The following is a 24,092-nucleotide window of genomic DNA, read 5'->3' on the forward strand; positions in this document are numbered from 1 at the left end:
CCGATCGCGGCCAGCTGCGCGAGATCATCGAGCGCCACGGCATCACGCAGATCTACCATCTGGCGGCCGCACTGTCGGCGGCGGCCGAGCAATCGCCCACGTGGGCGTGGCAGCTCAACATGAACGGCCTGCTCAACGTGCTGGAGGCTGCGCGCCAGCACAATCTCGAGCGCATCTTCTGGCCGAGTTCGATCGCCGCCTTCGGCCCCACCACGCCTGCCGACAACACGCCGCAGAGCACGATCATGGAGCCCAAGACCGTCTACGGCATCTCCAAGCTGGCCGGCGAGGGCTGGTGCCGCTGGTACTTCGAGAACCACGGCATCGACGTGCGCAGCCTGCGCTATCCGGGGCTGATCTCGTACAAGACCGCGCCGGGCGGCGGCACCACCGACTACGCCATCGACATCTTCCACTCGGCGGTCAAGGGCGAGCGCTACGCGTGCTTCCTCAAGAGCGACGAGGCGCTGCCCATGATGTACATGCCCGATGCCGTGCGCGCCACCATCGAGCTGATGGAAGCGCCCGCCGCCAGCATCGCTGAACGCGGCAGCTACAACCTTGCTGGCGTCAGCTTCACGCCGGCCGAACTGGCGGCCGAAATTCGCCGGCATCGCCCGTCGTTCGAGGTCGCGTACGAGCCGGACTTCCGCCAGGCGATTGCCGCCAGCTGGCCCAACTCCATCGACGACTCGGTCGCCCGCCGCGACTGGGGCTGGCAGCCCGAGTACGGCCTGGCCGAGATCACCGCCGACATGCTGAAGAACCTGGCCTACCTGGCCACGCAGGGCGAATCGCACGACAGGCACTGCACGCACTGAGCATCGCCTCGCGCGGCTTACTTGCTGGGCAACGCCTTGCTTGACGCCGCGGGTGTCGCCGCCGCTACGGCAGCGGCCCCTGATTCGTGCCAGCCGCCGCCCAGCGCCTTGTAGAGCGTCACGCGGCTGGTCAGGCTGGCCAGCTTGTAGGTCACCAGCGACTGCTGCGCCGCAAAGAGCTGGCGCTGCGCGTCGAACACACCAAAGTAGTCGTCCACCCCATTCTGGAAGCGCATCTCGGCCAGGCGCTTGGTCTCGCCGGTGTCGTGGATCAGCGTCTCCTGTGCCTTCACCTGGCGCTCGTAGGTGGTGCGTGCCGCCATGCTGTCGGCCACCTCACGGAAGGCGCTCTGGATGGTCCGCTCGTAGTTGGCGACGTTGATGTCGCGGCGCACGTTCGCCAGGTCGAGGTTGGCTTGGTTGCTGCCCGCGTTGAAGATCGGCAGCGTGAGCTGCGGCGCGAACAGCCAGGCCATGCCGCTGGAGAACAGCCCGGCGAGGCTGGCGCTCGCCACGCCCAGCGCGGCGGTGAGCGTGATGCTCGGGAAGAACGCCGCACGCGCCGCGCCAATGTTGGCGTTGGCGGCCATGAGCTGGTGCTCGGCGGCCACCACGTCGGGGCGGCGTTCCAACAGGCTCGAAGGTAGGCCAGTCGGAAACTCGGCCAGCAGGGGTTGGTTGTCCAGTGGTGCCGCGCTGGCCACCGAGGCCGGCAACGGCCCGCCGCTCAACAAGGTCAGCGCGTTCTCATCCTGCGCCACCTGCCGCGTGAACTGGTCCACCGCCACCTGCGCGGTCTGCACCTGGGTGTCGGCGCGGTGCTCGTCGAGCTGCGCCATGGCGCCGGCGCGCTTGCCGCGCTGGACCATCTCGGCGGTGTCCTGCTGGCTCTTGAGCGTGTCTTGCGACAGCTTGAGCAGCGCGCGGTCGGCCAGCAGCGTCAGGTACGTGTTGGCCACCTCGGCCACCAGGCTGATGTGCACGCTGCGCCGGGCCTCTTCGGTGGCCAGGTATTGCTCCTGCGCAGCCTGGCTCAGGCTGCGGACGCGGCCAAACACATCCAGCTCGAAATTGGTCATGCCAACGTTGGCGCTGTAGGCATTGGTATGCGCATCCTGACCGGTCGCGCGTAGCGCCGAGGGCAAGCGCTGGCTGACCAGCCCGGCGCCGGCGGTAATGGCGGGAAACTGCGCGGCGCGCTGGATCCGGTACAGGGCGCGCGCCTCGTCGATATTGAGCGTGGCGATGCGCAGGTCGCGGTTGTTGGCCAGCGCCTGCGCGATCAACTGCTGCAACGCGGGGTCGGCAAAGAAATCGCGCCAGCCGAGGTCGGGCGCCGCCGGGCCGGCCTGGGGCGCGGCCGCACCCGGCGTGGAATAGGCCGGCCCGTTCGGGTAGGCCGACGGGATGGGCGCGTCGGGCCGCTTGTAGGTCGGCGCCATGGAGCAGGCGGCGAGCGCCACCGCCAGCACGGCGGGCAACAAGCGCGGTAGTGGACGCATCGGAGGCATGGGAGGTGAGGGGAACGGCAGGCTACGCATAGTCGAGGGTTCCAGAACGAGAGGATGAATCGGCAAAGGGGCGATGGCGTGGCGCGTCGGCTCAGCCCGACAGCGCGCGCTGCATCAGGCGCGAGATGGCTAGGCGCGGTTGGCCCTGCGCCGCGATGTTGTGCGGTGGGTCGCCAAACAGTGTGCGGATCAGGCAGTGCCGGGCAGCCATGTCGGTGTGCAGCGCGATGCCGAGCAAGTGGCCGTGGCGGCGCACGATGCGGCACGGAATCCAGCCGGTTTGCTCAAGCCACAACGCGCCCTCCGCGTCCACCGGCAAGGCTGGCGCCAGCGGGGTGGTCACGCCCACGCCGTTGCACGACAGGTCGCGCGTGGTGACCGCAATTTCCTGGGTGCCCAGGCGTAGCCGGGCACGCGCGCGGTGCGGGAAGCGCTCTTCCTTGCGCGGGCGTGGCAGCTCCACGCACACCAGCAGCGAGGCGAGATAGAGCGTGAGCGAGATACCCGTCCACACCGTGTTGAAGGCCAGCCCCGACGATGCCGGGTCGACCACCAGGGCACGCCCCAGCCCCAGCGCCGACAGCGCCAGCAGGCCCGCATACAGCGCCGCGAACTTGCCGTGGATGATGAGCTTCGAGCGGTCCAGCCCCTTGTTCGTCACCTTGAAGGGCCGCCCGAACGGCCGCAGGATGGCGCTCGCCAGCGATGCGCTCACCGCCAGCGCGCAGACGATCTGCGTGACCTCGGTAAAGATCGGCAGCGCGCGCCGGCCGGTGATCCACATGCTGTAGCCCCAGTAGGCGATGAGCGCGGGCAGGCCGTAGGCGAGGAACTGCAGCGGCTCGCCGTAGAGCGTGGGCACGTTGAAGTACCAGTACAGCAGTGGCCCGAGCAGCAGCATCAGCGTGAAGGGGCGGCTGATCCAGTGCAGCATGCCGTGCAGGTAGTGCAGGCGCTGGGTGAAGGTATAGCCGCGGCCGCGGAAGGGGCCGTCCGCCGTGAGCGCGACCTGGATCGTGCCCAGCCCCCAGCGGCTGCGCTGGCTGATGTATTCCGCCAGGCCTTCGGCAGAGAGCCCCACCGAGAGCCGCTCGTTGAGCCAGCGCGTGACATAGCCGCGCGGCATCAGGCGATACGTCAGGTGGATGTCTTCGGTGACGGTGCCGGTGGGGAAGCCGCCGATCAGATCGATCAGGTCACGCCGCACCACGAACGAGGTGCCGATGCAGAACGCCGTGCCCCAGGCGTCCTTGGCCGGCTGCATGACGTCGAAGAAGGCGCGCTGCTCGTCCACCCAGCATTCGGTCGAGCGCAGGTTGTACTGGATCGGATCGGCGTTGTAGTAGAACTGCGGGGTCTGCACCACGCCCACCTTGGGGTCGGAGAACAGGCCGACGGTACGCAGCAGGATGGTCTTGTGCGGGGCGAAGTCCGCATCGAGCACCATGATGTAGGGCGCGCCGCCATCTTCGCTCTGTGCGCTCTTGAGCAGGCCATTGTTGAGGTTGCCGGCCTTGGCGTGCGCATTGTCGGGGCGGGTCACGTAGTGCGCGCCAACCTGCTCGCAGAACGCCTTGAGCCAGTCGCGCCGCGTGTCGTCCAGCACCCAGACGCGGAAGTCGGGGTAGTCGATGGCGAGCGCGGAGACGATGGTCTTCTCCAGGATCTCCAGCCCCTCGTTGTAGGTGGCGATGAAGATGTCGACGCGCGGTACCTTGGCCGCGCGCCGCAGCGCCGCCTCGCCGGCATCGGCCGCGCGCGAGTGGTTGGTGTAGCGCGAGAGCACGACGATGGAGATGAGCGTGTACGCCAGCGTCACGCATTCGAAGCCGAAGAAGACGTGCGACCACACGCTGGCAAAGTCCATGCGGAATTCGGGCAGCGTCTGCCCGGCGCGCCAGACCAGGTACACCAGCAGTAGCGTGGCGGTGATGCCGCCAAACAGGATGCGGTCGACCATGCGCTCGCGTTTGCCCAGCAGGGTCAGCACCAGCACGATCAGCAGCACGCCGCCGTTGATATCGAGCAGGTGCCGGTTTTCGAGAAAGAGATCAAACATCGTCACTCCTGGAGGATGGACTAGGAGGTGGGGGCAGCGGTGCCCGGGCACCCGGCGCTGCCCATGCTCAGGCAGCCGCCGGGACGAAACGGGTTCCACCCCGCCGCCGCGAGCACGGCCCACGCGGTGGCGCCCAGGTGCGGCAGGTGGAAGTAGTCAAAGTCTTCCGTGGTGGAGGTCGGGCCGATCGACAGGCCGGTGCGGATGCGCGCCTCCGGCGTGGCGTAGAGCAGGCCGGACGGCGCGCGCTGTGCCAGCAGCAGCGCCCACAGCGGGCGGGCATCGTCCTCCCGGCCGACCGCCTGCAGCGTGAGCGCCGCCTGGCCCGTGCCTTCGGTCCAGACCCCATCGGGATGCGCGTTGAACCCGTAGCCGCCGCCCGTGCGGTGCATGCGATCGACCCACGCTACGCTGCGGCGCCAGTCCGCCGGTGCGTCGGGCACCGCCAGCAACGGCCACAATGAGGCATCGAGCGCCGAGGGGTCGGCATTGGGGCTGTGCCCGTCGTCGCGCGTGCCGATCAGGAAGCGGCCTTCGCGCGCATCCCACATGGCCGAGACGAAACCGCGAGCACGCTCGGCGGCGGTGCGCCAGCGCGCATCACCTGTGCGGGCGGCAAGCCAACTGAAGACGGCGTACGCGTCGACGTTGTGCTCGGTGGATTTCCAGCCCTGATGGATCGGCTTGGGCTCGTGCCCGAACTCGCCGCCGATGTAGCCGGCGGGGGCGGTGGTATCGAGCCGGCCGGGCTCGACCCAGCGCATCAACGCGGCCGCGCCGTCGAGATAGCGCGCATCGTGCGTGGCCTCATGCACGGCCAGCAGCATCAGCGCGGCCCAGGCGACGTTGCCGGTGGCGGTGCCGGCCTGGTAGGCATCTTCAAACCAGCGCTTGGCTGGCGCGTCCCACCAGCCGGGCAGCGGCGCCGGGCCGGCCGGCAATGCACCGGCGCGGTAGGCATTGCGTAGGCGTGCATCGTGGTAGTGACGGTCCTGCTGGCTGGCTTGCAGCATGGCATCGGCAATGCGCCGCGCCGCGTCGGTGCGGCGGCAGGCCACCAGTGCGATGCCGGCGGCCGCATTGTCGTAGACGAACGCCGCTTGGCTCAGCGCAGGTGCGAGCGCGCCGCCCGGCGCGGCCTCGTAGCTGCCGAGAAAGACCGGCCCGGTGCCCGGCACCGCGTCAACGCGCTCGGCCAGCGTCTTGCATCCGGCCGTCAGCAGTTCGGCGCGCTGCGGCGGGGCGTCGGCGGCGTGGGCGGCTTGGGCAGCCTGGGCGGGGGTGACGGGCAGCACAGACAGGGCGAGCGGCAACATCAGCACCGTCGGCAACATCGCCAGCTGTGCCACCTTGCGCAAGAAGCGCGTGCTTGGAAGACGACGCATCGGCACGTGTTCGCAGCCGTCGTCAGATCAACGACTTGATGTGGCCCAGCCACTGCTGGCCGCGATCCGCCGCCGACTTCAGGTCCAGGTTGTTCACCCAATCCAGGTCGAGGTGGCCCAGCCCCGCCAGGTTGCCGCCCACCCAGCCCTGGTCAAGGCTGACCTTGGCCCAGCGGCCCATTGCGCAGCGTCCCGCTGCATCTGCGCCCAGGTTGCCGGGCAGCGACGCGAGCGGCTTGTCCAGCTTGGCGATCACGTAGATCTCGTTTTTCTCGATGGGCGGAAACGGCACGAAGTAGCGCGCCTGCTCGCCCTCGGACGCGGTCGGCAGCACCTCCGCCACCGAGGCGGGCACGGCGAGCGGCACGCCATCCATGCGCACCCGCAAGCGGGCGCCGGGCAGCAGGCTGTCGCTCAGGCTGCGCGGGAACACCGCCACCACGCGCGATTGCGTGCAGTTGCTGGCGCGGATCAACGTGGCGCCGGCGGCCACGCGCGTGCCGGTCGGCGCCAGCACGTCTTCCACCACGCCCGGCTCGTTGGCGCGGATGTCGAGGTTGGTGAGGCGGTCCAGGCGCTGCTTCTCGGCGTCGATCAGCTTGTCCACCGATTGGCCGTAGGCATCGAGCTGCGTCAGCTCGGCCTTGCGCTGCACGATGTCGGCATTGAGCAGCCGGCTGCGCTGCGCCAGCGCCGCGACCGGGCCGTCGGCGGCCGAGGTGTAGACCTTGTTGCGCGAGGCGTCGCTGGTGCCGATGGCGCTTTGCAGCTCGGCGGCGGCAGCGGCCTTGGCATTGGACAGCACCGACAACTGGTGGCGCGAGGCGTCGGTGTAGGCCTGGCTCACGGCGCCGGCCCATTGCATGGACTGGTTGCGGTTGACCACCTCCTCCTGCTGGTCCACCTGTGCGCGGGCCGCCGCCACACGTGCCTCCAGCGCCTGGATGCTGGCCGCATGTTCCTTTTGCGATGCGGCCTGATAGCGCTGCACGTCGTGGTCGGTGGCGGCCAGTTGGTTCTGGTCGCCTGCGAGCTGGGCTTGGGCGGCATCGCGCCGCTGCTGGTTGTCGAGCTTCTTGCCGGTCAGGTCGATCAGCAGGGCGCGGTCGATGTTGGGGTTCTGCACCGTCATCAGCGGCTGGCTGGCATCGAACGGCTTGCCGGCGGCCACGTGCTGCTCCGTCACCACCCCCTCCACCGGAGAGGTGATGAGGCTCACCTGTCCGTTGACCACCGCCCGTTCGGATGAGCGCGTGAAGATGGTGGGAAACATGATGGTCAGCACTGCCCACGTGATGAAGAGCACCACCCCGTAACCGGCCGCGCGCGGCACGAGGTGCCAGAGCGGGCGCCGCACCGCGAGCTGGCGGCGTTCCACCAGCTCGTCAGGTGCCAAATGCGGTGGCAAATGCGGCGCAGGGTCGGGCCCCAGGTGGGGCTCAGTCCGGCGATGGTCGAGTTGCTGATCAGACATGACGTTCTCCTGCATGGCAAAAAGCGCGAATAAAGAGACAACGGTTCCCCGCCAGCCCAGTGCTGCCAGTGAGCTCCGTTGGTTTGCAGGCAAAGCCAGTCCCTCACGCATGAGCATTGGCGTGCGGCTCGACCTGCATGTCCCCTAGACGCTAGTTGTCTGCAGTGCATCGCGACCGAGCATCCGTCGAGCCGGCGCACTGTGTGAGTGGACCGGCGGCACCGGTCCGTTTGTCAGCCCCGCCATGGCGGGGCTTTGATGAATGGTCTTAGAGCCTGTTTGGCAATGAACCACGATGGCACCCGCGGTCATGCTGCACCTGCAGCACCGCCGCGAGTTAAATTCAGGCTAGTGAAATCGCCCGAATCTTGCTGTAAGAAGATGTAAGGGCAGCTTTTATCACTCTTTAAAGTTTTCGCATGCGGTGATTTGATGTTTTTTCAAACCGCTTGTTATTTCTTCAAACACTGGCTTGACCGACCGGCCGGTCATCGGTGCCTTTCGGTTCAGGTTGGCCCGCGCCGCCCCCCAATAAGCGGGCCCTCGCGCCGAAAATGTAAGCGGATGTTGCGCTGCACGATCCTGGCCCGATGCTTGCTCTACCATGCGCGGTCAATGCCCGCTGGCGAGGTCGTTCTTGCCGACTGCCGGGCACTGCGCTTCACACACATAAGCGGATTCGCAACACATTGACGGATTCCGCACCTCGCGCGCCTGCCGCCACGTACCGGCAGGCGACGCGCTTCGCACAGACGGATTCTGGGGTTTTCGACGGTCGCACGCCGTGCATGCGCGCCGCAGTTGGCGCGCGGCAATTGACGCGCTGCAATTGACGCGCTCGGCCGGCCGCGTTGTTTGACACGAGAACGAGGAAACCATGAAGGCTGTCCTGCTGGAGAATCATCCGCTGCTGCGCGCCGGGCTTGCACAAATGCTCGCGCACCCCGCGCTGGGCCTGGACGTCAGCGCCCCGGAATGCCAAGACTGGTCCCAAGAGGCCCCCCAACTTGCTGATCTGCTCGTCATTGGCGTGGACGAAGCATTCGGCACGCTCGATGCCGCGCGATTGCGTGACGTCGTTGCGCGCAGCACGGCACGCCATGTGGTGGTGCTGGCCGCGCGCGTGTCGCCCGAAGAGGCGCATGCCGCCATGCTGTGCGGCGTGGATGCCTATGTCGCCAAGGCGCAATCGCCGCAGGTGCTGCTGGCCACGCTGCAGCTGGTGCTGGCGGGCGGGCAATCGTATCCACCGCTGATGCCGCGCGCCGCGGTGCCGACCGCGCCGGTACCGATGCAGGCCATCGATGCGGCCGAGGCCGCGCAGCGCTTGAGCGTATCGCAGCGGCAGTACGAGGTGCTGGTGCTGCTCTCGCGCGGGCACTCGGTCAAGGGCGTCGGTCGTCTGCTGGGCATTTCGGAAGCCACCGTCAAGACGCATGCGTGCACGCTGTACCGGCGCCTGAACGTGCGCAACAAGAGCGAGGCCGTCTACGCCGTCATGCGCCTGGGCATCCCGCTGGAGCTGCAAGGCGGGCCGGCCGCGACAGCGGCGTTTGTCAGCGTCGATTCGCCCGATGACGCTGCGTGCGACGCGAGCGGCGATGTTGCGCCCGCTGCCGTTGCGTCGGCCCATGCGCCGGCGGTTGTCTCGCCACGGTTTGCTGCCAACGACCACACAGCTCAATCCCGCTGGGCCGCAATGACGCGGGCCTTTGGCATGAGCGGCGAGCCGGTGCGCGTGGCCAACGGCACGCGCCGCTCCGGCATGGTCTGAGTGCGCTGACCGCGCCAACACGCCCGAGAATCATGGCGCGGGGGAGCCGAGCAGGCGGGTATCGATGCATCCGCCGGGGCTGGCAGCGGCCCGGCGAATGCGGTTTTGCCTCGACTACCGCTCGCCCGGGAAGGTATTGCCGAACATCGGATGACCGCCGGCCGATTCGCTGCGCGTCGGTTCGTCCTGCAACACGTCCCAATGCTCGACGAGCTTGCCGTCTTCGATGCGCAGGATATCCAAGGCGATCATGGCAGCGGGTTGGGCCGAGCTGGTGTAGCGGCTGTGCACCCAGACAAAGTCGTCTTTGGCGATGACCATGTCGTACTCGAAACGGATGTTGGCCAGCGTACGGACCAGGCCGAACAGCCCGTCGCGCCCGGCCGGGACGTGCCGGCTGTGCTGGACGTAGGCATCGGACCAGAACTGCGCCGCTTTGTCGTAGTCCTTCTGGTTGAACAGCGTGTCCAGCGCTTCCAGAACAAACGCTGTGTTCTTCTCTTCAAGTGTTGCAGTCATGACAGAACTCCGGTGATGTCTGACGTCGTGCCGCCTTTATTCAACGGGAATCGGGTTGTCGACGATGAACTGGTTGAACTGTTCGACAAACGCATGCTCGTTGGGCCCGGCGTTGTCGCGCAGCGGCTTGGCGGCGTCGACGACGACTTCGGTCGTGGCGGTTTCCAGGCGCGCCATCGTCTCGGCAATGAACGCGTCGAGCGGCATGGCGCGCGGGTCGCCGCTCTTGTGGATGAGATCCGTGTCGACCCAGGGCGGTGCGATCTCGAGCACGCGCACGCTTGTGTCGCGCAGCATGAAGCGCTGCGACAGCGTGTATGAGTGGATCGCGGCCTTGGTGGCGGAGTACAGGGCCGTTTGCGCGATCGGCACGAAGGCGAGCACCGAGCTGTTGTTGATGAGGGTCGCCTCGGGCTGCCGCTTCAGATGCTCGATGAAGGCGCCGCTCACGCGCACGGGGCCAAGCAGGTTCGTGTTGACCAGATGGACGGCCTGCGCGTCGTCAAGCGGGCCGCCGGCATCGTCGAACGGCATGATGCCGGCGTTGTTGATCACCACGTTCAAGGCCGGGTAGCGCGCGATCAATTGCGCGGCGACTTCGCGAATCTGCGCGGCGTCGCCGATGTCGAGTTCGACCGTATCGATGCCGGGATGCTGCTTGGCGATGTCGTCCAGCAGTGCCTTGCGCCGCCCCGCGACGATGACCTTGTTGCCGCGCGTGTGGAAGGCTTGCGCCAGTGCGCGGCCGATGCCCGACGTACCGCCGGTGATGAATACCGTGTTTCCGCTGAGTTTCATGATGCGTGCTCCTGATGAGGATCGTTTGGGTGCAGGTTCGATGGCCGGGGCTTATCGCCCCGTTGCCGCCTGCGTCGCATACCGCGGTGCAGGGGTGTTGGTGGACAACTGCGGGGACATGGCGCGCCGTGCGGCGTCATAGGCTTCCCACGCATCGCCGTCATGCAGCGACGGGATCGTCACGAGTTCGCGGCGGTCGAAACCCGTCAACGCGGCGTCGACCATGTCGGTGGCGGACATGACGATGTCCTTGGGCAGGTGCTCGAGCGGGAGGCCGCCGGTCTGCCAGAAATCGGTGGCGGTGGCGCCGGGCAGCACGGCCTGCACCTGTACGCCCTTGTCGGCGAGTTCGTGGTGCAGCGACTGGCTGAAGGCCAGCACGAACGCCTTGCTGCCGCCGTAGACGCCGTTGAGCGTCTCCGGCGAGATCGCGGCGATGGACGAGATGTTGATGACGGCACCCTTGCCGCGTGCGACGAAGCCCGGGACGGCGGCATACGTGAGGCGCGTGAGCGCGGTGACGTTCAGGTCGATCATCCGCGTCATCGCATCCGCGTCGCTGTCGAGCAGCGGCGTGTGCGTGCCCACGCCTGCGTTATTGACCAGCAGCGTGATGCTGGCGTCCTGTTTCAGCTTGGCTTCCACGGCGGCCAGCGCCGCGCGGTCGCCCAGGTCCGCGTCGACGATTTCGACGCTGCGGCGCGTCTCGGTCGTGATGCGGTTGGCCAGGGCGATCAGCCGGTCGCGGTTGCGCGCGACCAGGATCAGGTCGTAGCCACGCCGTGCCAGCCGGTCGGCGTAGACTGCGCCGATACCCGACGACGCGCCGGTAATCAGGGCAGTCCCTTGATGCGATGAGGTCATGATGTCGCTCCGTTTCGAAGGGGGTGTTGAATGCGTGAATGCATTCTGGCTTCGATTCGGTGCGACCGAAATGACGTTTATAGGTATGATTCAGGACGCGGCCTGACCGAAAACAGCGGGAGAACGGACATGCATCGGATCGGCTTTCTGATCAGCGACGGCTTCCAGATCATGGCGCTCGCGTCGCAGTCGGTATTCGAGTACGCCAACATGACGGCGGGCGAGGCGTTCTACACGCTTGAGAATTTCTCGGTGGCCGGTGGCGAGGTGCGCTCGTCGCTCGGCATGGCGGTGAACACGCGGTCGTTGCGTGGGAAAGCCGAGGTGGACACGTGGTTTGTCGCCGGGGTCAATGATCCGCTCAGCTCACCGGCGCCAGAGAAGATTCTGGCGTTCCTGCGCAAGGAGAGCACGCGCGCGAGGCGCATCGCCGGCATCTGCACCGGCGGGTTCGTGCTTGCGGAAGCGGGCTTGCTTGCGCATCGGCGCGCCACCACGCATTGGTATTTTGGGCGCGAGATGCAGAGCCGATTTCCGGATATCCGCGTCGAGGAAGACCGCATCTATATCGTCGATGGCCCGATCTGGACGTCGGCCGGCATGACGGCCGGCCTCGACCTGGCGCTGGCGATGGTGGAAAAGGATCTGGGCGCGGAGATCGCGCGTTCAGTCGCGCACAAGCTGGTCATGCATCAGCGGCGCGCGGGCGGCCAGTCTCAGCATTCCGAAATGCTCGATCTCGCGCCCAAGTCCGATCGCATCCAGAATGCGCTGAACTATGCGCGCCAGAACCTGGGCCGTGCGCTGACGGTGGAAGAGCTGGCCGAGGCCGTTCACCTGAGCCCGCGCCAGTTTAGCCGCGTGTTCACGCTCGAGACGGGGCAGTCTCCGGCCAAGGCCATCGAAGGCCTGCGTCTGGAGGCGGCGCGGCTGATGATCGAACAGAGCCGGCACCCGCTGGATGTCATTGCCAAGGAAACCGGTTTTCGCGATCGCCGCCATATGCGCGAGGTGTTCATGCGCGGGTTTGGCGTGCCGCCCCAGGCGGTCCGGCGTGATGCGCGCATGGAGCTCTGACGCCCCTTCCAGACCGGCGTGCCCCCATCCCCATTGGGCGCCACGCGTTCTCGTTGGCCGGGCGGTCGGGCAAACGTGCTAACCCGAAAGGTTGGATGCGGCACAGCATGGACTGCGCAATCGTTGCCGCCCGCGCGCCGGTCCACACGGCAAACGTATGTTGCGCTGCGAAGCGCGTGCGGCCTTCAAGCCTCCTGTCGGCATTGCGCGCTGACCCGGCGCGCGATCGCCTTGATTGGTACCGCGCGCGCGCCTATGCTTCGTTTTCCTGCAAGCAGAAGGCGCCCCGATCTCTCTCTCATTCGCCCTTGCAGTGCTCATGTGTCAGTGAACCAAGCCGACCGTCACGGGCATCCGTCCGCGACCAACCAAACATGCTGGAGTCGACTGTGCTGAGTCCCCATGAATTTGCCGTCCTGCTCTTGGTCAACGAGGGTGCCGAAGCCGCGGAATTGGACCGCGCGGATGTCGAGGCACTGATCGAGCACCAACTCGTCACGCTGGAGCGTCGTGGCCCCGACCGTTGCTACGTGCGTGTGACCCTCCAGGGGTATGCCTTTCTCAAAGCTTCCGGGCACGTTCGCGCAAGCGGGCAACGCGCGGTGGCCGCCGTGCATTGAGCGCATTGCCCGTCGCAAGAACGTCCCTGCATCACCCGTGTTGAGGCTGGCCGCGTCTTTTGCCTCGGCCCTGGTGTGCGCCGCACTCACCGTAGGGTTGGCGCAGGCGCAGCCACCGTCGTTCGAATCGTTCACCGTCCCGGCCGGCAGCGCGCCGCACGACGTTGCGCCGTCGCCTGACGGCACGGTGTGGTACACCGCGCAGGCGCAGGGTGCGGTCGGGCGGTTGGACCCGCGCAGCGGCAAGACCGACCGGGTCCCGCTCGGCGCTGGGTCCGCACCGCACGGTGTGATCATTGGCCCCGACCGGGCGGCATGGATCACGGACGGCGGTCTGAACGCGATCGTGCGCGTTGATCCGAAGACACTGGTTGTCACGCGTTTTCCATTGCCGAAGGACCGGCCCGGCGCCAACCTGAACACCGCGGTCTTCGACCAGCGCGGGCACCTGTGGTTTACCGGGCAAAGCGGCATCTACGGCGAGCTCGACCCGGTGCGCGCCAGCCTGCGCGTGTTCGATGCGCCGCGCGGGCCGGGGCCCTACGGCATCTGCTTGACGCCTGACGGCAGCCTGTACTTCGCGTCACTGGCCGGCAGCTATCTCGGCCACATTGACCCCGTGAGTGGCGCGGCGCAGGTCATCGAGCCGCCGACGCCGAAGCAGGGCGCTCGCCGCGTGTGGGCCGATTCGAAAGGGCGCGTGTGGGTGAGCGAGTGGAACGCCGGGCAGGTCGGCATGTTCGACCCGGCCACGCAGCAATGGCGCGAATGGCGGCTGCCCGGCAGCGACCCGCATGCATACGCGATCTTCGTCGACGACCAGGACATCGTCTGGCTCAGTGAATGGAGCGCCAATGCGCTGGTGCGCTTCGACCCGCGCGCGGAGCGGTTCGAGGTGCTGCCGCTGCCGCGCACCCACGCGAACGTGCGCCAGATGATGGGCCGCCCCGGCGAACTCTGGCTGTCCGAATCCGGCACCGACCATCTGCTGCGCTATCGGTCCCGCGCGGCAGATGCCAGCGGAAACTGAGCAACGCGTTGACCCTTGCCGACTAGCCGCGGGCCGAGGCCTTGTTCACGGCGACTGCCGCTCGGATGAGCGCCTTGAGCGCCGCCGCGTCCACCGTGTCGCCGTCATGGAAATCAATGGCGCGCCGGGTGTTGCCTTCGAGGCTGGAATTGAACAGGCCGGAAGGGTCCGCCACCGCGGCGCCCTTGGCGAACGTCATCTTCACGGCCTTCTTGTAGGTCTCGCCGGTGCAGAGGATGCCGTTGTGCGACCAGACGGGAACGTTCCACTTCCATTCCTCGACCACGGCGGGCTCCGCCTCCTTGATCAGGGCGCGCAGGTGGGCGAGCATCTCGCCGCGCCAGTCGCCAAGCTCTTCGATTCTTGCGTCGATCAACTCGGCTGCGGATGCAGCTGTCTCCGGCGGGCTTGTCTTCATGCGAACTGCCTCCTTTGGGGGCCCCGCGCTCGGGGCGTTGAACGTGGCTGCGCTCAACGCAGCCGCCCTCTCCGCAAATACGTTCGCGGGCCTGGACACCTGCGCGGCGGGCTCAGCCGAGCGGGCCGGGTGAAGTGGCCCTGCAATTGTAGGTACGTTCTCTGGGGTCGCCAGTGTCCGACCCCCCGAGCCGCAGAGAGAAGACGCTGCGCCGACCGCGCTAGCGCGGAACCCGCTGCGCCATCCACCGTCGATACCGCCGCGTCTCGCAGACGGTGGTCAACTGCTGCAACAGCAGCGCCCTGAGCGGCGACACCTGCGGATGCGTGCCGCGCCCCTCGCTGAGCCGCTTGAGCTGGAACTTGACCACCGCCATGTTGGCCACCGAGCCCAGCACCTTGTTCTTCCACGTGATCGGGCGCAGCACCGGCGCGTTGTTCTTGCCCGCGCGCCAGTCGCGCGGCAGGTTCGGGTCGATGGAAAGCGCGGTGGCAATGCCGACCATGCCGATACCGCTGTCGACCACCTGCTCAGCCACCGCGCGCCGGCGGATACCGCCCGTGACCATCAAGGGCATGTGTGCGACCGCCGCGATGTCGCGCGCGAACTCCAGAAAATACGCCTCCCGCGCGAGCGTGCGGCCATCACGCGCCTGCCCCTGCATCGCGGGGGCTTCGTAGCTGCCGCCCGACAACTCGACCAGGTCGACGCCCAGCGGGTTGAGCAGCTCAACCACGCGCTTCGCGTCATCGGGGCTGAAGCCGCCGCGCTGGAAGTCGGCCGAGTTCAGCTTGACCGACACCACGAACTGCGGCGACACCGCACCGCGCACCGACCGCACGATGTCCAGCAGCAGGCGCGCGCGGTTCTCGATGCTGCCGCCCCATTGGTCTTGCCGCTTGTTGGTGATGGGCGACAGGAACTGGCTCAGCAGGTAGCCATGGGCCGCGTGGATCTGCACGCCGGTAAAGCCGCTGCGCTCGGCCAGAAGCGCTGCGCGCGTGAAGCGTTGCTGCACCTCGGCGATGTCGGCGTCCGTCATTTCCCGGGGCACGGGAAATTGCTTGGACAGGGCACCCAGGTCCAACGGAATGGCGGAAGGCGCCAGCGTGGTCTGGCCGAGCGCCGCAGGCATCTGGCGCCCGGGGTGGTTGATCTGCATCCAGACATGCGCGCCGTGGGCCCGCGCGATCTGCGCCCAGCGCTGGAAGCGGTCGAGGTGCACGTCGTCTTCCAGCACCACGCCGTTCGGCCCGGTCATGGCGCGGTGATCCACCATCACGTTGCCGGTCAGGATCAGGCCGGCGCGGCCGTTGGCCCAGGCCTCGTACAGGCGCAGCAGCGCGTCGGACGGCGCGTGGTCGGCGTCCGCCATGTTCTCTTCCATGGCCGCCTTGGCCAGGCGGTTGGGGATCACTGCGCCATTGGGCAGGGTCAGGGGCGTGAACAGCTTCATGGGGGCATCCTCGGTTGACGACACCGTAACCCTAAGCTTAAAGTTAACTTGAATGTCAAGCGCTGGGAGTGCGCAAATGAAGATTGGTGAATTGGCCCGGCTGAGTGGCGTGGCCGCCTCGCGCATCCGGTTTTACGAGGCGAGCGGCTTGCTGCAGCCCGCGCAACGGCAGGCCAACGGCTATCGCGAATACGCGCCCGACACGTTGACCCGGCTGGAGATCATCCTGCGCGCGCAATGCGCAGGGTTCTCCTTGGAGGAGATCCGGGCGATCCTGCCGCCCGATCTGGACAACTGGCCGCACGAAGAGCTCCTGCAGGCCCTGCAGGGCAAGATCGACGAGATCGAAGTGCTGGAACAGCGCCTGGCGCAGAGCAAGCGCCACCTGAGCGCACTCATGGATGAGATCGGCAGCCAGCAACCCGGTGAAGACTGCGCGGGCAAGGCCAAGCGCATGCTGGACAAGCTCACTGAAAACGTGCCTGGACAAGCCCCGGTGGATCTTCAGGCGCGGCCTGCGAGAAAGCGCGCTTGATTCGCGCAGGCCCTAGGCCACCAACCGCGCCCGCCCCGATCGACCTGAGCGCCGCACCGACTGCGGCGGCTGCCCGAACACCCGGATGAACGCGCGCCGCATCCGCTCCGGGTCGGCAAAGCCCACCGCGCGGGCAATCCCTTCCAACGATTCGTCGCCGGCCTCCACGCGGGGGCGGGCGGCTTCCGCACGCAGCTTCTCGATGGCCTTGGCGGGCGTCTGGCCGGTCTCGGCAGCGAAGGCGCGGTCGAACTGGCGGCGGCTCAGGTGGGCGACCTCGGCCAGACGGTCGACGTCCAGCATCTCGTGCAGGTGTTCGCGCGCATAGCTCAACGCGCGGGCGATGCGGCTCGAGGCCGGGTCCAGCTCCAGCAGCGCCGAGAACTGCGACTGCCCGCCCGGCCGGCGGTGGTACACCACCAGCTCGCGCGCCACGGCGCGGGCCACGTCCACGCCCAGATCTTCTTCGATCAACGCCAGCGCCAGGTCGATGCCGGCGGAGATGCCCGCCGAGGTCCACACCGGCCCGTCGTGGATGAAGATGTGATCGCTCTGCACCTTGATGCGCGGGTAGCGCCGCTGCAACTGCGCCGCCATGCGCCAGTGCGTGGTGGCGCGGCGGTCGTCCAGCAGGCCCGCCGCCGCCAGCGCAAACGCACCCGAGCACACGCTCGTCATGCGCCGCGTGTGCCGCGCGGCTCCGTGCACAAAGGCGATCAGCGCGGCGGAGAAGGTGTCCTCGCGCGGCTCCGTGCCCCCGCTGATGATGAGCGTATCGAAGGCCGGGTCGCCAAGCCCCTGCGTCTGCATGACCAGGCCGGGCGCGCTCTGCACCAGCGCGCCGCCTTCTGACAGCACTTCGATGTGGTACGCCGGCTGCGACGCGGCCCGGTTGGCGACGTCGAAGGCCGTCAGCGGGCCGGTGAAATCCAGCAGGCTGCAGCCCGGAAACACCAGAAAGCCGATTCTGCGCATGATGTCCTGAAACGAGGGAATAACGTCATTTAGGACCGATCATCCTCCGCGACACTGCCGCTGTCAAACGCATTCCTGGAGCGAAGATCATGACCACCTTGGCGCTTTCTCCCACACCTGCCGACGCTGTTTCGCGCCACCACCGCTGGAAGGTGCTGGGCGTCGGGGTGGCGGCCAATGCCAGCTTTTCGGCGGCGTTCTCGGGCATTCCCACCACGGCGGTGTTCATCCGCTCGGCGTATCACCTGGGCAATGCGGAGCTTGGCGTTGCGCTCGGGTTGCTGGGCCTGGGCATCGCCATCAGCGAACTGCCGTGGGGCCTGCTGACCGACCGCTGGGGCGATCGCACGGTGCTGCTGGCGGGCCTGGGCCTGACGGCGCTGGCGCTGTTGGTGATGGCCTGCTTCGTGGCGCCGCTGCATGGCAATGCGCCGCCGCTGGCGTGGCTGGCGGCGGGCATGTTGAGCGTCGGTTTGCTCGGCGGTAGCGTGAACGGCTCCAGCGGCCGCGCGGTGATGGGCTGGTTCCGCGAAGGGGAGCGCGGCCTGGCCATGAGCATCCGCCAGACCGCCGTGCCGCTGGGCGGCGGCATCGGCGCGCTGGTGCTGCCGAGCCTGGCCGCGCATGCCGGGTTTGTGGCGGTGTACGGCGTGCTGGCCGCCGCCTGCGCACTGACGGCGGGGCTGACCTGGCTGTGGGTGCATGAGGCGCCGGACGTCGCGGCGCCAGTGTCAGGCGCCGCTGCCATACCTGCCGGCCCCGGCCCGCTGCGCGACGCCAACCTATGGCGCATGGCGCTAGGCATCGGTCTGCTGTGCGTGCCGCAGGGCGCGGTGGTCGCCTTTGCCACGGTGTTCCTGCGCGATTTCGCCCACGCCAACGTGCTCACGCTCAGCCTGACCATGGCCGCCGTGCAGGGCGGCGCCGCGGTGACGCGGGTCTGGAGCGGCCGCTGGACCGACCGCCACGGCAATCGCCGCGCCTATCTGCGCGTCTGCGCGCAACTGAGCGCGGTGCTGTTCGTCGTGCTGGCGGGCGTCGCCTGGGCCACGATGGCGTTGCCGGTCGAGCTGTCGATCATGCGCGGCGTGCTGATCGCCGCGCTTGTGGTGGGCGGGATTTGCGTGTCGGCGTGGCACGGCGTCGGCTATACGGAACTGGCCACGCTGGCCGGTGCGCAGCGCGCCGGCACGGCGCTGGGGTTGGGCAACACTGGGGCCTTTACGGCGCTTGGGCTGACGTCGCTATGTCTGCCGCATGTGCTGGCGTGGTCGTCGTGGCCGGTGGTGTGGCTGGTGGCGGCGGGCAGCGCCGTGTTGGCGTGGCGCGTGTTTGCGGCCGTACAGCGCTAGCGCTTCGTTGCGTACGCCAAGCAGGACAGCAGTGCGAGGACGGCCGTTCACGCGCAAGGGACGGTCTGATCGACGTCTATGACGCGAGCGGCACGCTGAAAAAACGCTTCGCGACCGGCGATGTGCTGAATGCACCATGGGGTATCGCGTCCGCACCGTCGGACTTCGGACCGTTCAGCAACAAGCGCATTGTCGGCAACTTCGGCGATGGCACGATTCATGCTGCCAGTCCTCGGGCCGGTGCTCTGGTGGGTACGCTCACACAAAAGTGCGGGACGCCGATCACGATTGCAGGTCTGGGGGTATCGGCTTCGGCAACGGGCTGAACGCGCAGCAGACCAATGCGCTATTCTTTGCGGCTGCCCCGAACGGCGGTACGAACGGCCTTTACGGTCGGCTTGATATCGGCCAGTAACTTTTACAAGCGTACAAGGCGAGGCCAAAGGCGTTCGCGACCGGACCGTCGGTGTTGCGCTGCCGGGGTGTGGTGCATGCTGCGCCTTCAGCGGCCGGCTAGAAATGCCATATCGCCTGGCCCACCCAGTGATTGTCCAGCGCCCCCTGGAATAGCGACTTGGCTCGCCCGACGGTGCCGATGTACCTATGGCGCGAAACCATCGCCTGTGCGCTCCAGCTCTCGTCGAGACGGCAGCCGTATCCCGCATTGGCGACGACTTCGGCACTCGTGGGCGTGGAGCGGTCGGGCAGTGTGAGCGACGAACCGCAAGGCCGGCAAAGAAGCCGGAGCCCAGGTACCGGCTCGCGGCTGCCTCCACCGACGGGCGGCCGTGGCTGATGTCATCGCCCGCCTGACCTTGTCGCTTGCTGCGCTGAGCGCGAAGCGCCACGCGTCGGACCCCGGAGGCCATCGCCAGCCGAGGAAGGAGGAACCGGGGCCGCGGCCACCGGTCACTGAGAGACCGGATATGAAAGGACGCAAGCGGGCGAATCAGCGGGCCAATCAGCGGGCGAATCGAAGCGGCCGATCTTGTGATGCGACGTTTCAACCATGGGTCAGCCGCCGTTTGCGCTTCGGCCGCCACTTGGTTTCCTTGGATAGCGGATGCCACATGAATCCGGATGACTTGAGCGCAGACCACAATCGCATAGCGCGTGACTTCAACCCTCGACCCATTTTTCTTCTTGCAGACATTTCGAACTTCGGCACAAGCATGACGACACCAGCCAATACCGGCCGTTCGCAGTCGGCCGCACGCTACGGTGGCGTAGCGATCATTCTCCACTGGACCATCGCTGCGGCGATCCTGTGCAATGTCGCACTGGCGTGGTGCGTGGATGCTCTGCCCGACGACTGGGTACGCCCTGCCATCGACACGCACAAGTCGATCGGCATCACCGCGCTTGGCCTGGTCCTGCTGCGCATTCTGTGGCGCATCTCACATCAACCTCCGCGTTTGCCTGACGCCTTTCCCAAATGGGAGCGCACCGTGTCGCATATCGCGCACGGGCTGCTCTACCTGATCATGCTCGGCCTGCCGATATCGGGATGGCTTCACGACTCGGCATGGAAAGACGCCGCCAGTCATCCGATGACGCTCTTCCATCTCGTCCCATGGCCGCGCGTCGGCTTTCTGACGCACCTTGAACCGCAGTTGAAAGAGCACATGCACGACGTGCTCGGCGCGGTGCACGCGTGGTTCGCATACGCGCTCTATCTGCTGCTGGCGCTGCATCTGACCGGCGTACTCAAGCACGCGCTGCTCGATCGTCAATCCGTCTTGCGACGCATGTGGCCATGAGTTCGGTGCTTCGTCCTGTCATGCCCGCAAAGCGCGATGGCGCGGGCAATCATGCGTCGTATGCCGCCGCGCTTTCCGAAGACGCGTTGAGCGATGCTTTCGCGAACGCATCCCCGCGCATCTCGCCGCGCGGCACGCCTGCCGCCGCGGTGCTGATTCACGGCTGCGTGCTTGCCTTGTGGATTGTGCTGTTCGCGCGGGCGTTCTTCCTGAGCGGCCTCCTGGCGTGGTCTGTCGGCATCGCCTACGTCATCTACGATACGTTGCTGCTCACGTTCGTCGCGCTCAAAACGGTGTCGCTGCTCAAGCCGCTTCATGAGCCGCCTGCCAAAGGGCCATTGCCGACGCTCGGTGTCGTCGTGGCCGCGTACAACGAAGCGGCGGTGCTGCCCGTCACGCTCAAGGGTTTGCTTGAGCAAGACGCGGCACCTCAACAGATCGTGATCGCCGACGACGGATCGACAGACGGCACGGCTGCGCTATTGACGCGCGAATACGGCCTGATCGAGCCGCCCGAAGGGCAGTCGAGTGCGCCGAGCACGCGATATCCGAACCTGGTCTGGCTGCGCCTGCCGCATGCCGGCAAGGCGCGTGCGCTGAACGCCGCCATTGCGCTGCTCGATACCGACACGGTGCTGACGGTCGATGCCGACACACGTGTTGCGCGCGACGCATGCTCAGCCATGCGTGCCGCTTTCGCGCGCGATCCGGAGCTTGTCGCGGCCACCGGCATCATGACGCCGATCTGCGCGAGAACCGTCACGGGCCGATTCTTTCAATGGTTCCAGACGTACGAGTACATCCGCAACTTCATCTCGCGCTTCGCGTGGATGCGCGCCGACAGCCTGCTGCTCGTTTCGGGTGCGTTCGCGTGCTTCAGGCGCGAAGCGTTGGTGAACGTGGGCGGCTTCGATCCTGAGTGCCTGGTGGAGGACTACGAGCTGATTCATCGCCTGCACCGCCACGCCGTCGAACATGGCAAGCGCTGGCGCGTTCGCGTGATCGGCGCAGCGCGGGCACAAACGGACGCACCGGGAACGCTGCCAGCGTTCTTGCGTCAACGGCGCCGCTGGTTTGCAGGCTTCCTGCAAACGCAATTCTGGAATCGAGACATCACGGGAAATCGCCGCTACGGCGCGCTCGGGCTGCTCATGATGCCGGTCAAGGCCATCGATACGCTTCAGCCGGTGTACGGGCTCACCGCGTTCGCGCTGCTGCTGATGTTTCTCTTCACGGGACGGTTCTCCACTGCGCTGCCGGTGTTCGGCGTCATCGTGGCGAAGATCGTCGCCGACCTCGCGTTCCATCTCTGGTCCGTTCACCTCTATCGCCGCTGGACGGGCGATCGCCGAAGCTCGCGTCTGCCGATGGCGGTTCTCGCCTGCATCGTGGAGCCGTTCAGTTTTCAGCTGTTGCGGCATACCGGCGCGGCACTGGGCTGGCTGCACGCGCTGACCGCGCGGAAAAGCTGGGGCGTGCAGGAGCGGGCAGGGCTCGTCGATATGGATCGCATTTGAGCTAAGCGCGCTCGTACCTCGGCTCAGTTTCTTCCTATAGTGACCGGCATGCCGCCAAGCGTTATGGCTGCCGATCATCACAAAAGACGAGGGAGCCGCCATGCCAGGGCTGAACGCAATCGAGCACGTGGTCGTGCTGATGCTGGAGAACCGGTCGTTCGACAACCTGTTCGGCACGCTGTATCCGAAGAGCGCCGAGTTCGACGGCCTCTCGGGCGAGGAAACCAACCCCGACGGCAGCGGCGAGCCCGTCCGCGTGTGGACCTCGCCCACGCCGGTGCCGCCCGGCACCATGATGCTGCCCAGCCCCGACCCCGGCGAGCTTTTCACCGACATCAACCAGCAGCTCTTCGGCGCACAGGTGCCCGGCCAGCAAGCGCCGGGCATGCAGGGCTTCACCACCAACTACGCCAAGAACGGCGGCGACCCGCGCAACATCATGCATTGCTTCGCGCCGGAGCACGTGCCGGCGCTCACCACGCTGGCGCGCAACTACGCCGTGTGCGACGCGTGGTTTGCCTCCGCGCCGTGCCAGACCTGGCCCAACCGGTTCTTCATGCATACCGGCACGGCGCATGGCTATCCGAACAACTCGCCGGTGCATTTTCCGTATCTGATGCCGACGCTGTTCAACGCGCTCGACGGCGTGGTGCCCGACGGCTGGGCCATCTACTACCACGACTTCCCGCAGTCGCTCACGCTCACGCACCTGTGGATGCACTCGGACCACTTCCACCTGTTCGACGACTTCCTCGACGACGCGGCGGGCGGCAAGCTGCCGTCGTACAGCTTTATCGAGCCGCGCTACTTTGCCGATCTCGACTGGCCCAACGATATGCACCCGCCGCACGACGTCGGCTATGGCGATGCGCTGGTGGCGCAGGTCTACAACGCGCTGGTGCAATCGCCGCAGTGGCCGTCGACCATGCTGATCGTCACCTTCGACGAGCACGGCGGCTGCTTCGACCATGTGCCGCCGCCGAATGTCGTGCCGCCCAGCCCGCCGCAGCCTGGCCAGTTGTTCGCTTTCGACCGGCTGGGGGTGCGGGTGCCGGCGGTGGTGGCCTCGCCGTGGGTGCCAAAGGGCACGGTGTTCCGCTCGCAGGGCGCGCAGCCGTATGACCACACAGCAATCATTCGCACGCTGCGCAACCGCTACAACATCCAGACGCCGCTGACCGCACGCGATGCTGGTGCGCCGGATCTGGCCCAGGTGCTGTCGCTGACCGCGCCGATGCTCGACAACCGCGACGCGGTGGCCGCCCGCGCCATGACGCCCGACCCCGACGGTCTGCTGGTCGCGCGCAACGCGCCGCTCAACGATTTCCAATGGGCGCTGCATGAGGCGGCGGCCTTGCTGGCGCCGCTGGGCTCCGGGGTCTCCATCGACGACCACGTGCGCGACCTCTCCACCGACCAGCAGCCGCCCGTGCCCGCCGCGCAGAATGCCGCGCAGGCTGTGCAGCACATCAAGACCGTGCTGGATTCGATGAACATGCCGTATTCGGGCCAATAAGATGCCGCCCGCCATGCACATCCGCCCATTCCGCCCCGGCGACGCCCCGGCCCTGCACGCCATCTTCTATTCCGCCGTCCACCAGCTCGCGAAAGGTCATTACACCGCGGCGCAACTCGACGCGTGGGCGCCAGCAGACTACGACGCGCGCCAATGGGCAGAGCGAATCACCCGCAACCGGCCTTTCGTCGCGGAGATCAACGGCGTGCCGGTGGGCTACGCCGACCTGCAGCCCAACGGTTACATCGACCACTTCTTTGTGGCCGGCAACCATGCGCGCCAGGGCGTTGGGCAACGCCTGATGAATCACCTTATCGAGCAGGCCGCCGTGCGCGATATCTCGCGCCTGGAGGTGCAGGCCAGCCGCACGGCTGAACCTTTCTTTATCCGTAACGGCTTTACCGTGGTGGCTCGCCAGCAAGTGACGGTGCGCGGCGTGTCGATGCCCAACGCATTGATGATCCGCGCGCAGGTCTGAACATCGGTTTCGCTGCTGCCTTGGGCCCGCAAAGCTTTGCGGGCCGGTGGGGTGCGGTCTCGGATGCCCGCCCTGGTGCTGCTGCGATTAAAGAACAAATTCAATCTGTCGTTACCTCTGCTTATATCGGCGCCTTGCTGCGCCGACGAAGAG

The 24,092-nt window shown here is 67.1% G+C and carries 22 protein-coding genes; 11 read left to right on the forward strand and 11 right to left on the reverse strand.

The genetic code is table 11. The features are described from left to right. A partial coding sequence (locus tag QZ609_RS04725; protein ID WP_295491756.1) for an NAD-dependent epimerase/dehydratase family protein occupies positions 1 to 821 on the forward strand: 821 nt, incomplete at its 5' end. Positions 822 to 838: 17 nt separating this feature from the next. Here the strand turns inward: QZ609_RS04725 and QZ609_RS04730 are convergent. The 4 genes from QZ609_RS04730 to QZ609_RS04745 all read right to left on the reverse strand — a co-directional run bounded on the left by QZ609_RS04730 (position 839) and on the right by QZ609_RS04745 (position 7,250). After that, complete coding sequence (locus QZ609_RS04730) at positions 839 to 2,332, reverse strand: efflux transporter outer membrane subunit (RefSeq protein WP_365900941.1); 1,494 nt, start codon at positions 2,330 to 2,332, stop codon at positions 839 to 841. 91 nt (positions 2,333 to 2,423) lie between these two features. Then, positions 2,424 to 4,391 carry a glycosyltransferase gene (locus QZ609_RS04735; RefSeq protein WP_295491757.1) on the reverse strand — a complete coding sequence of 656 codons (1,968 nt, stop codon included), beginning with the start codon at positions 4,389 to 4,391 and terminating at the stop codon, positions 2,424 to 2,426. A 20-nt stretch (positions 4,392 to 4,411) separates the two neighbouring features. Next, positions 4,412 to 5,707 carry a hypothetical protein gene (locus tag QZ609_RS04740; RefSeq protein WP_295491838.1) on the reverse strand — a complete coding sequence of 432 codons (1,296 nt, stop codon included), beginning with the start codon at positions 5,705 to 5,707 and terminating at the stop codon, positions 4,412 to 4,414. Between the two features lie 91 nt (positions 5,708 to 5,798). Then, on the reverse strand, positions 5,799 to 7,250 hold the full coding sequence (locus QZ609_RS04745) for a multidrug transporter (protein WP_295491759.1): 1,452 nt from the start codon (positions 7,248 to 7,250) through the stop codon (positions 5,799 to 5,801). Between the two features lie 877 nt (positions 7,251 to 8,127). Here QZ609_RS04745 and QZ609_RS04750 point away from each other — a divergent pair. Continuing rightward, positions 8,128 to 9,024: a response regulator transcription factor gene (locus QZ609_RS04750; RefSeq protein ID WP_295491761.1), complete on the forward strand. Its 897-nt coding sequence runs from the start codon at positions 8,128 to 8,130 to the stop codon at positions 9,022 to 9,024. A 114-nt stretch (positions 9,025 to 9,138) separates the two neighbouring features. Here QZ609_RS04750 and QZ609_RS04755 read toward each other — a convergent pair whose 3' ends face one another. The 3 genes from QZ609_RS04755 to QZ609_RS04765 are packed head-to-tail and all read right to left on the reverse strand — an operon-like array spanning position 9,139 to position 11,205. Next, a complete protein-coding gene (locus QZ609_RS04755) occupies positions 9,139 to 9,543 on the reverse strand; it encodes an ester cyclase (RefSeq protein ID WP_295491763.1) in 405 nt (134 codons plus the stop codon). 36 nt (positions 9,544 to 9,579) lie between these two features. Beyond that, the gene (locus QZ609_RS04760) at positions 9,580 to 10,341 is read right to left on the reverse strand and encodes an SDR family NAD(P)-dependent oxidoreductase (RefSeq protein WP_295491765.1); all 762 of its coding nucleotides are present in this window, start codon (positions 10,339 to 10,341) and stop codon (positions 9,580 to 9,582) included. Between the two features lie 51 nt (positions 10,342 to 10,392). Then, complete coding sequence (locus tag QZ609_RS04765; RefSeq protein ID WP_295491767.1) at positions 10,393 to 11,205, reverse strand: SDR family oxidoreductase; 813 nt, start codon at positions 11,203 to 11,205, stop codon at positions 10,393 to 10,395. Between the two features lie 129 nt (positions 11,206 to 11,334). On the opposite strand from QZ609_RS04765, the gene QZ609_RS04770 reads away from it, so the two are divergent. The 3 genes from QZ609_RS04770 (at position 11,335) to QZ609_RS04780 (ending at position 13,932) form a co-directional block, all read left to right on the forward strand. Then, complete coding sequence (locus QZ609_RS04770) at positions 11,335 to 12,282, forward strand: GlxA family transcriptional regulator (RefSeq protein ID WP_295491769.1); 948 nt, start codon at positions 11,335 to 11,337, stop codon at positions 12,280 to 12,282. A gap of 374 nt (positions 12,283 to 12,656) precedes the next feature. Further along, positions 12,657 to 12,902 (forward strand): hypothetical protein, encoded by a 246-nt coding sequence (locus tag QZ609_RS04775; protein WP_295491771.1) that lies wholly within the window; start codon positions 12,657 to 12,659, stop codon positions 12,900 to 12,902. Between the two features lie 46 nt (positions 12,903 to 12,948). Beyond that, positions 12,949 to 13,932 (forward strand): lyase, encoded by a 984-nt coding sequence (locus tag QZ609_RS04780; RefSeq protein ID WP_295491839.1) that lies wholly within the window; start codon positions 12,949 to 12,951, stop codon positions 13,930 to 13,932. Between the two features lie 22 nt (positions 13,933 to 13,954). Here the strand turns inward: QZ609_RS04780 and QZ609_RS04785 are convergent, their stop codons facing one another. Continuing rightward, positions 13,955 to 14,350 carry a DUF1801 domain-containing protein gene (locus QZ609_RS04785; RefSeq protein WP_295491773.1) on the reverse strand — a complete coding sequence of 132 codons (396 nt, stop codon included), beginning with the start codon at positions 14,348 to 14,350 and terminating at the stop codon, positions 13,955 to 13,957. A gap of 220 nt (positions 14,351 to 14,570) precedes the next feature. After that, positions 14,571 to 15,806, reverse strand: coding sequence for an NADH:flavin oxidoreductase/NADH oxidase family protein (locus tag QZ609_RS04790; RefSeq protein WP_295491775.1), 1,236 nt, complete (start codon positions 15,804 to 15,806; stop codon positions 14,571 to 14,573). A gap of 76 nt (positions 15,807 to 15,882) precedes the next feature. On the opposite strand from QZ609_RS04790, the gene QZ609_RS04795 reads away from it, so the two are divergent. Next, complete coding sequence (locus tag QZ609_RS04795; protein WP_295491777.1) at positions 15,883 to 16,341, forward strand: MerR family transcriptional regulator; 459 nt, start codon at positions 15,883 to 15,885, stop codon at positions 16,339 to 16,341. Between the two features lie 12 nt (positions 16,342 to 16,353). On the opposite strand, the gene QZ609_RS04800 is transcribed toward QZ609_RS04795, so the two are convergent. Beyond that, complete coding sequence (locus QZ609_RS04800; RefSeq protein WP_295491779.1) at positions 16,354 to 17,316, reverse strand: helix-turn-helix domain-containing protein; 963 nt, start codon at positions 17,314 to 17,316, stop codon at positions 16,354 to 16,356. 89 nt (positions 17,317 to 17,405) lie between these two features. Here QZ609_RS04800 and QZ609_RS04805 point away from each other — a divergent pair, with 89 nt between their 5' ends. Continuing rightward, a complete protein-coding gene (locus tag QZ609_RS04805) occupies positions 17,406 to 18,668 on the forward strand; it encodes an MFS transporter (protein WP_295491781.1) in 1,263 nt (420 codons plus the stop codon). Positions 18,669 to 18,715: 47 nt separating this feature from the next. Here QZ609_RS04805 and QZ609_RS04810 read toward each other — a convergent pair whose 3' ends face one another. Next, positions 18,716 to 18,889, reverse strand: a complete 174-nt coding sequence (locus QZ609_RS04810; protein WP_295491783.1) for a hypothetical protein — start codon at positions 18,887 to 18,889, stop codon at positions 18,716 to 18,718. A 951-nt stretch (positions 18,890 to 19,840) separates the two neighbouring features. On the opposite strand from QZ609_RS04810, the gene QZ609_RS04815 reads away from it, so the two are divergent. The 4 genes from QZ609_RS04815 to QZ609_RS04830 all read left to right on the forward strand — a co-directional run bounded on the left by QZ609_RS04815 (position 19,841) and on the right by QZ609_RS04830 (position 23,939). Next, complete coding sequence (locus QZ609_RS04815) at positions 19,841 to 20,428, forward strand: cytochrome b/b6 domain-containing protein (protein WP_295491841.1); 588 nt, start codon at positions 19,841 to 19,843, stop codon at positions 20,426 to 20,428. Next, a complete protein-coding gene (locus QZ609_RS04820; RefSeq protein ID WP_295491785.1) occupies positions 20,425 to 21,945 on the forward strand; it encodes a glycosyltransferase in 1,521 nt (506 codons plus the stop codon). Before QZ609_RS04815 ends, QZ609_RS04820 begins: the two co-directional genes overlap by 4 nt. A 100-nt stretch (positions 21,946 to 22,045) precedes the next feature. Beyond that, positions 22,046 to 23,461, forward strand: a complete 1,416-nt coding sequence (locus tag QZ609_RS04825) for an alkaline phosphatase family protein (protein ID WP_295491787.1) — start codon at positions 22,046 to 22,048, stop codon at positions 23,459 to 23,461. Between the two features lie 13 nt (positions 23,462 to 23,474). Continuing rightward, the gene (locus QZ609_RS04830) at positions 23,475 to 23,939 is read left to right on the forward strand and encodes a GNAT family N-acetyltransferase (protein ID WP_295491788.1); all 465 of its coding nucleotides are present in this window, start codon (positions 23,475 to 23,477) and stop codon (positions 23,937 to 23,939) included. The last annotated feature ends 153 nt before the right edge of the window (positions 23,940 to 24,092 follow it).

The organism is uncultured Ralstonia sp. (assembly GCA_913056305.1).
Lineage (GTDB): Bacteria > Pseudomonadota > Gammaproteobacteria > Burkholderiales > Burkholderiaceae > Ralstonia.

Excerpts from the sequence above, each read along its gene's own strand:
- QZ609_RS04770 (WP_295491769.1), top strand. The coding sequence starts at position 11,335 with ATGCATCGGATCGGCTTTCTGATCAGCGACGGCTTCCAGATCATGGCG.
- QZ609_RS04805 (WP_295491781.1), top strand. The coding sequence starts at position 17,406 with ATGACCACCTTGGCGCTTTCTCCCACACCTGCCGACGCTGTTTCGCGC.
- QZ609_RS04790 (WP_295491775.1), bottom strand. The coding sequence starts at position 15,806 with ATGAAGCTGTTCACGCCCCTGACCCTGCCCAATGGCGCAGTGATCCCC.
- QZ609_RS04815 (WP_295491841.1), top strand. The coding sequence starts at position 19,841 with ATGACGACACCAGCCAATACCGGCCGTTCGCAGTCGGCCGCACGCTAC.
- QZ609_RS04775 (WP_295491771.1), top strand. The coding sequence starts at position 12,657 with ATGCTGGAGTCGACTGTGCTGAGTCCCCATGAATTTGCCGTCCTGCTC.
- QZ609_RS04730 (WP_365900941.1), bottom strand. The coding sequence starts at position 2,332 with ATGCCTCCGATGCGTCCACTACCGCGCTTGTTGCCCGCCGTGCTGGCG.
- QZ609_RS04825 (WP_295491787.1), top strand. The coding sequence starts at position 22,046 with ATGCCAGGGCTGAACGCAATCGAGCACGTGGTCGTGCTGATGCTGGAG.
- QZ609_RS04795 (WP_295491777.1), top strand. The coding sequence starts at position 15,883 with ATGAAGATTGGTGAATTGGCCCGGCTGAGTGGCGTGGCCGCCTCGCGC.
- QZ609_RS04830 (WP_295491788.1), top strand. The coding sequence starts at position 23,475 with ATGCACATCCGCCCATTCCGCCCCGGCGACGCCCCGGCCCTGCACGCC.
- QZ609_RS04750 (WP_295491761.1), top strand. The coding sequence starts at position 8,128 with ATGAAGGCTGTCCTGCTGGAGAATCATCCGCTGCTGCGCGCCGGGCTT.
- QZ609_RS04765 (WP_295491767.1), bottom strand. The coding sequence starts at position 11,205 with ATGACCTCATCGCATCAAGGGACTGCCCTGATTACCGGCGCGTCGTCG.
- QZ609_RS04820 (WP_295491785.1), top strand. The coding sequence starts at position 20,425 with ATGAGTTCGGTGCTTCGTCCTGTCATGCCCGCAAAGCGCGATGGCGCG.
- QZ609_RS04740 (WP_295491838.1), bottom strand. The coding sequence starts at position 5,707 with ATGTTGCCGCTCGCCCTGTCTGTGCTGCCCGTCACCCCCGCCCAGGCT.
- QZ609_RS04755 (WP_295491763.1), bottom strand. The coding sequence starts at position 9,543 with ATGACTGCAACACTTGAAGAGAAGAACACAGCGTTTGTTCTGGAAGCG.
- QZ609_RS04760 (WP_295491765.1), bottom strand. The coding sequence starts at position 10,341 with ATGAAACTCAGCGGAAACACGGTATTCATCACCGGCGGTACGTCGGGC.
- QZ609_RS04810 (WP_295491783.1), bottom strand. The coding sequence starts at position 18,889 with ATGAATCGTGCCATCGCCGAAGTTGCCGACAATGCGCTTGTTGCTGAA.
- QZ609_RS04800 (WP_295491779.1), bottom strand. The coding sequence starts at position 17,316 with ATGCGCAGAATCGGCTTTCTGGTGTTTCCGGGCTGCAGCCTGCTGGAT.
- QZ609_RS04785 (WP_295491773.1), bottom strand. The coding sequence starts at position 14,350 with ATGAAGACAAGCCCGCCGGAGACAGCTGCATCCGCAGCCGAGTTGATC.
- QZ609_RS04745 (WP_295491759.1), bottom strand. The coding sequence starts at position 7,250 with ATGTCTGATCAGCAACTCGACCATCGCCGGACTGAGCCCCACCTGGGG.
- QZ609_RS04735 (WP_295491757.1), bottom strand. The coding sequence starts at position 4,391 with ATGTTTGATCTCTTTCTCGAAAACCGGCACCTGCTCGATATCAACGGC.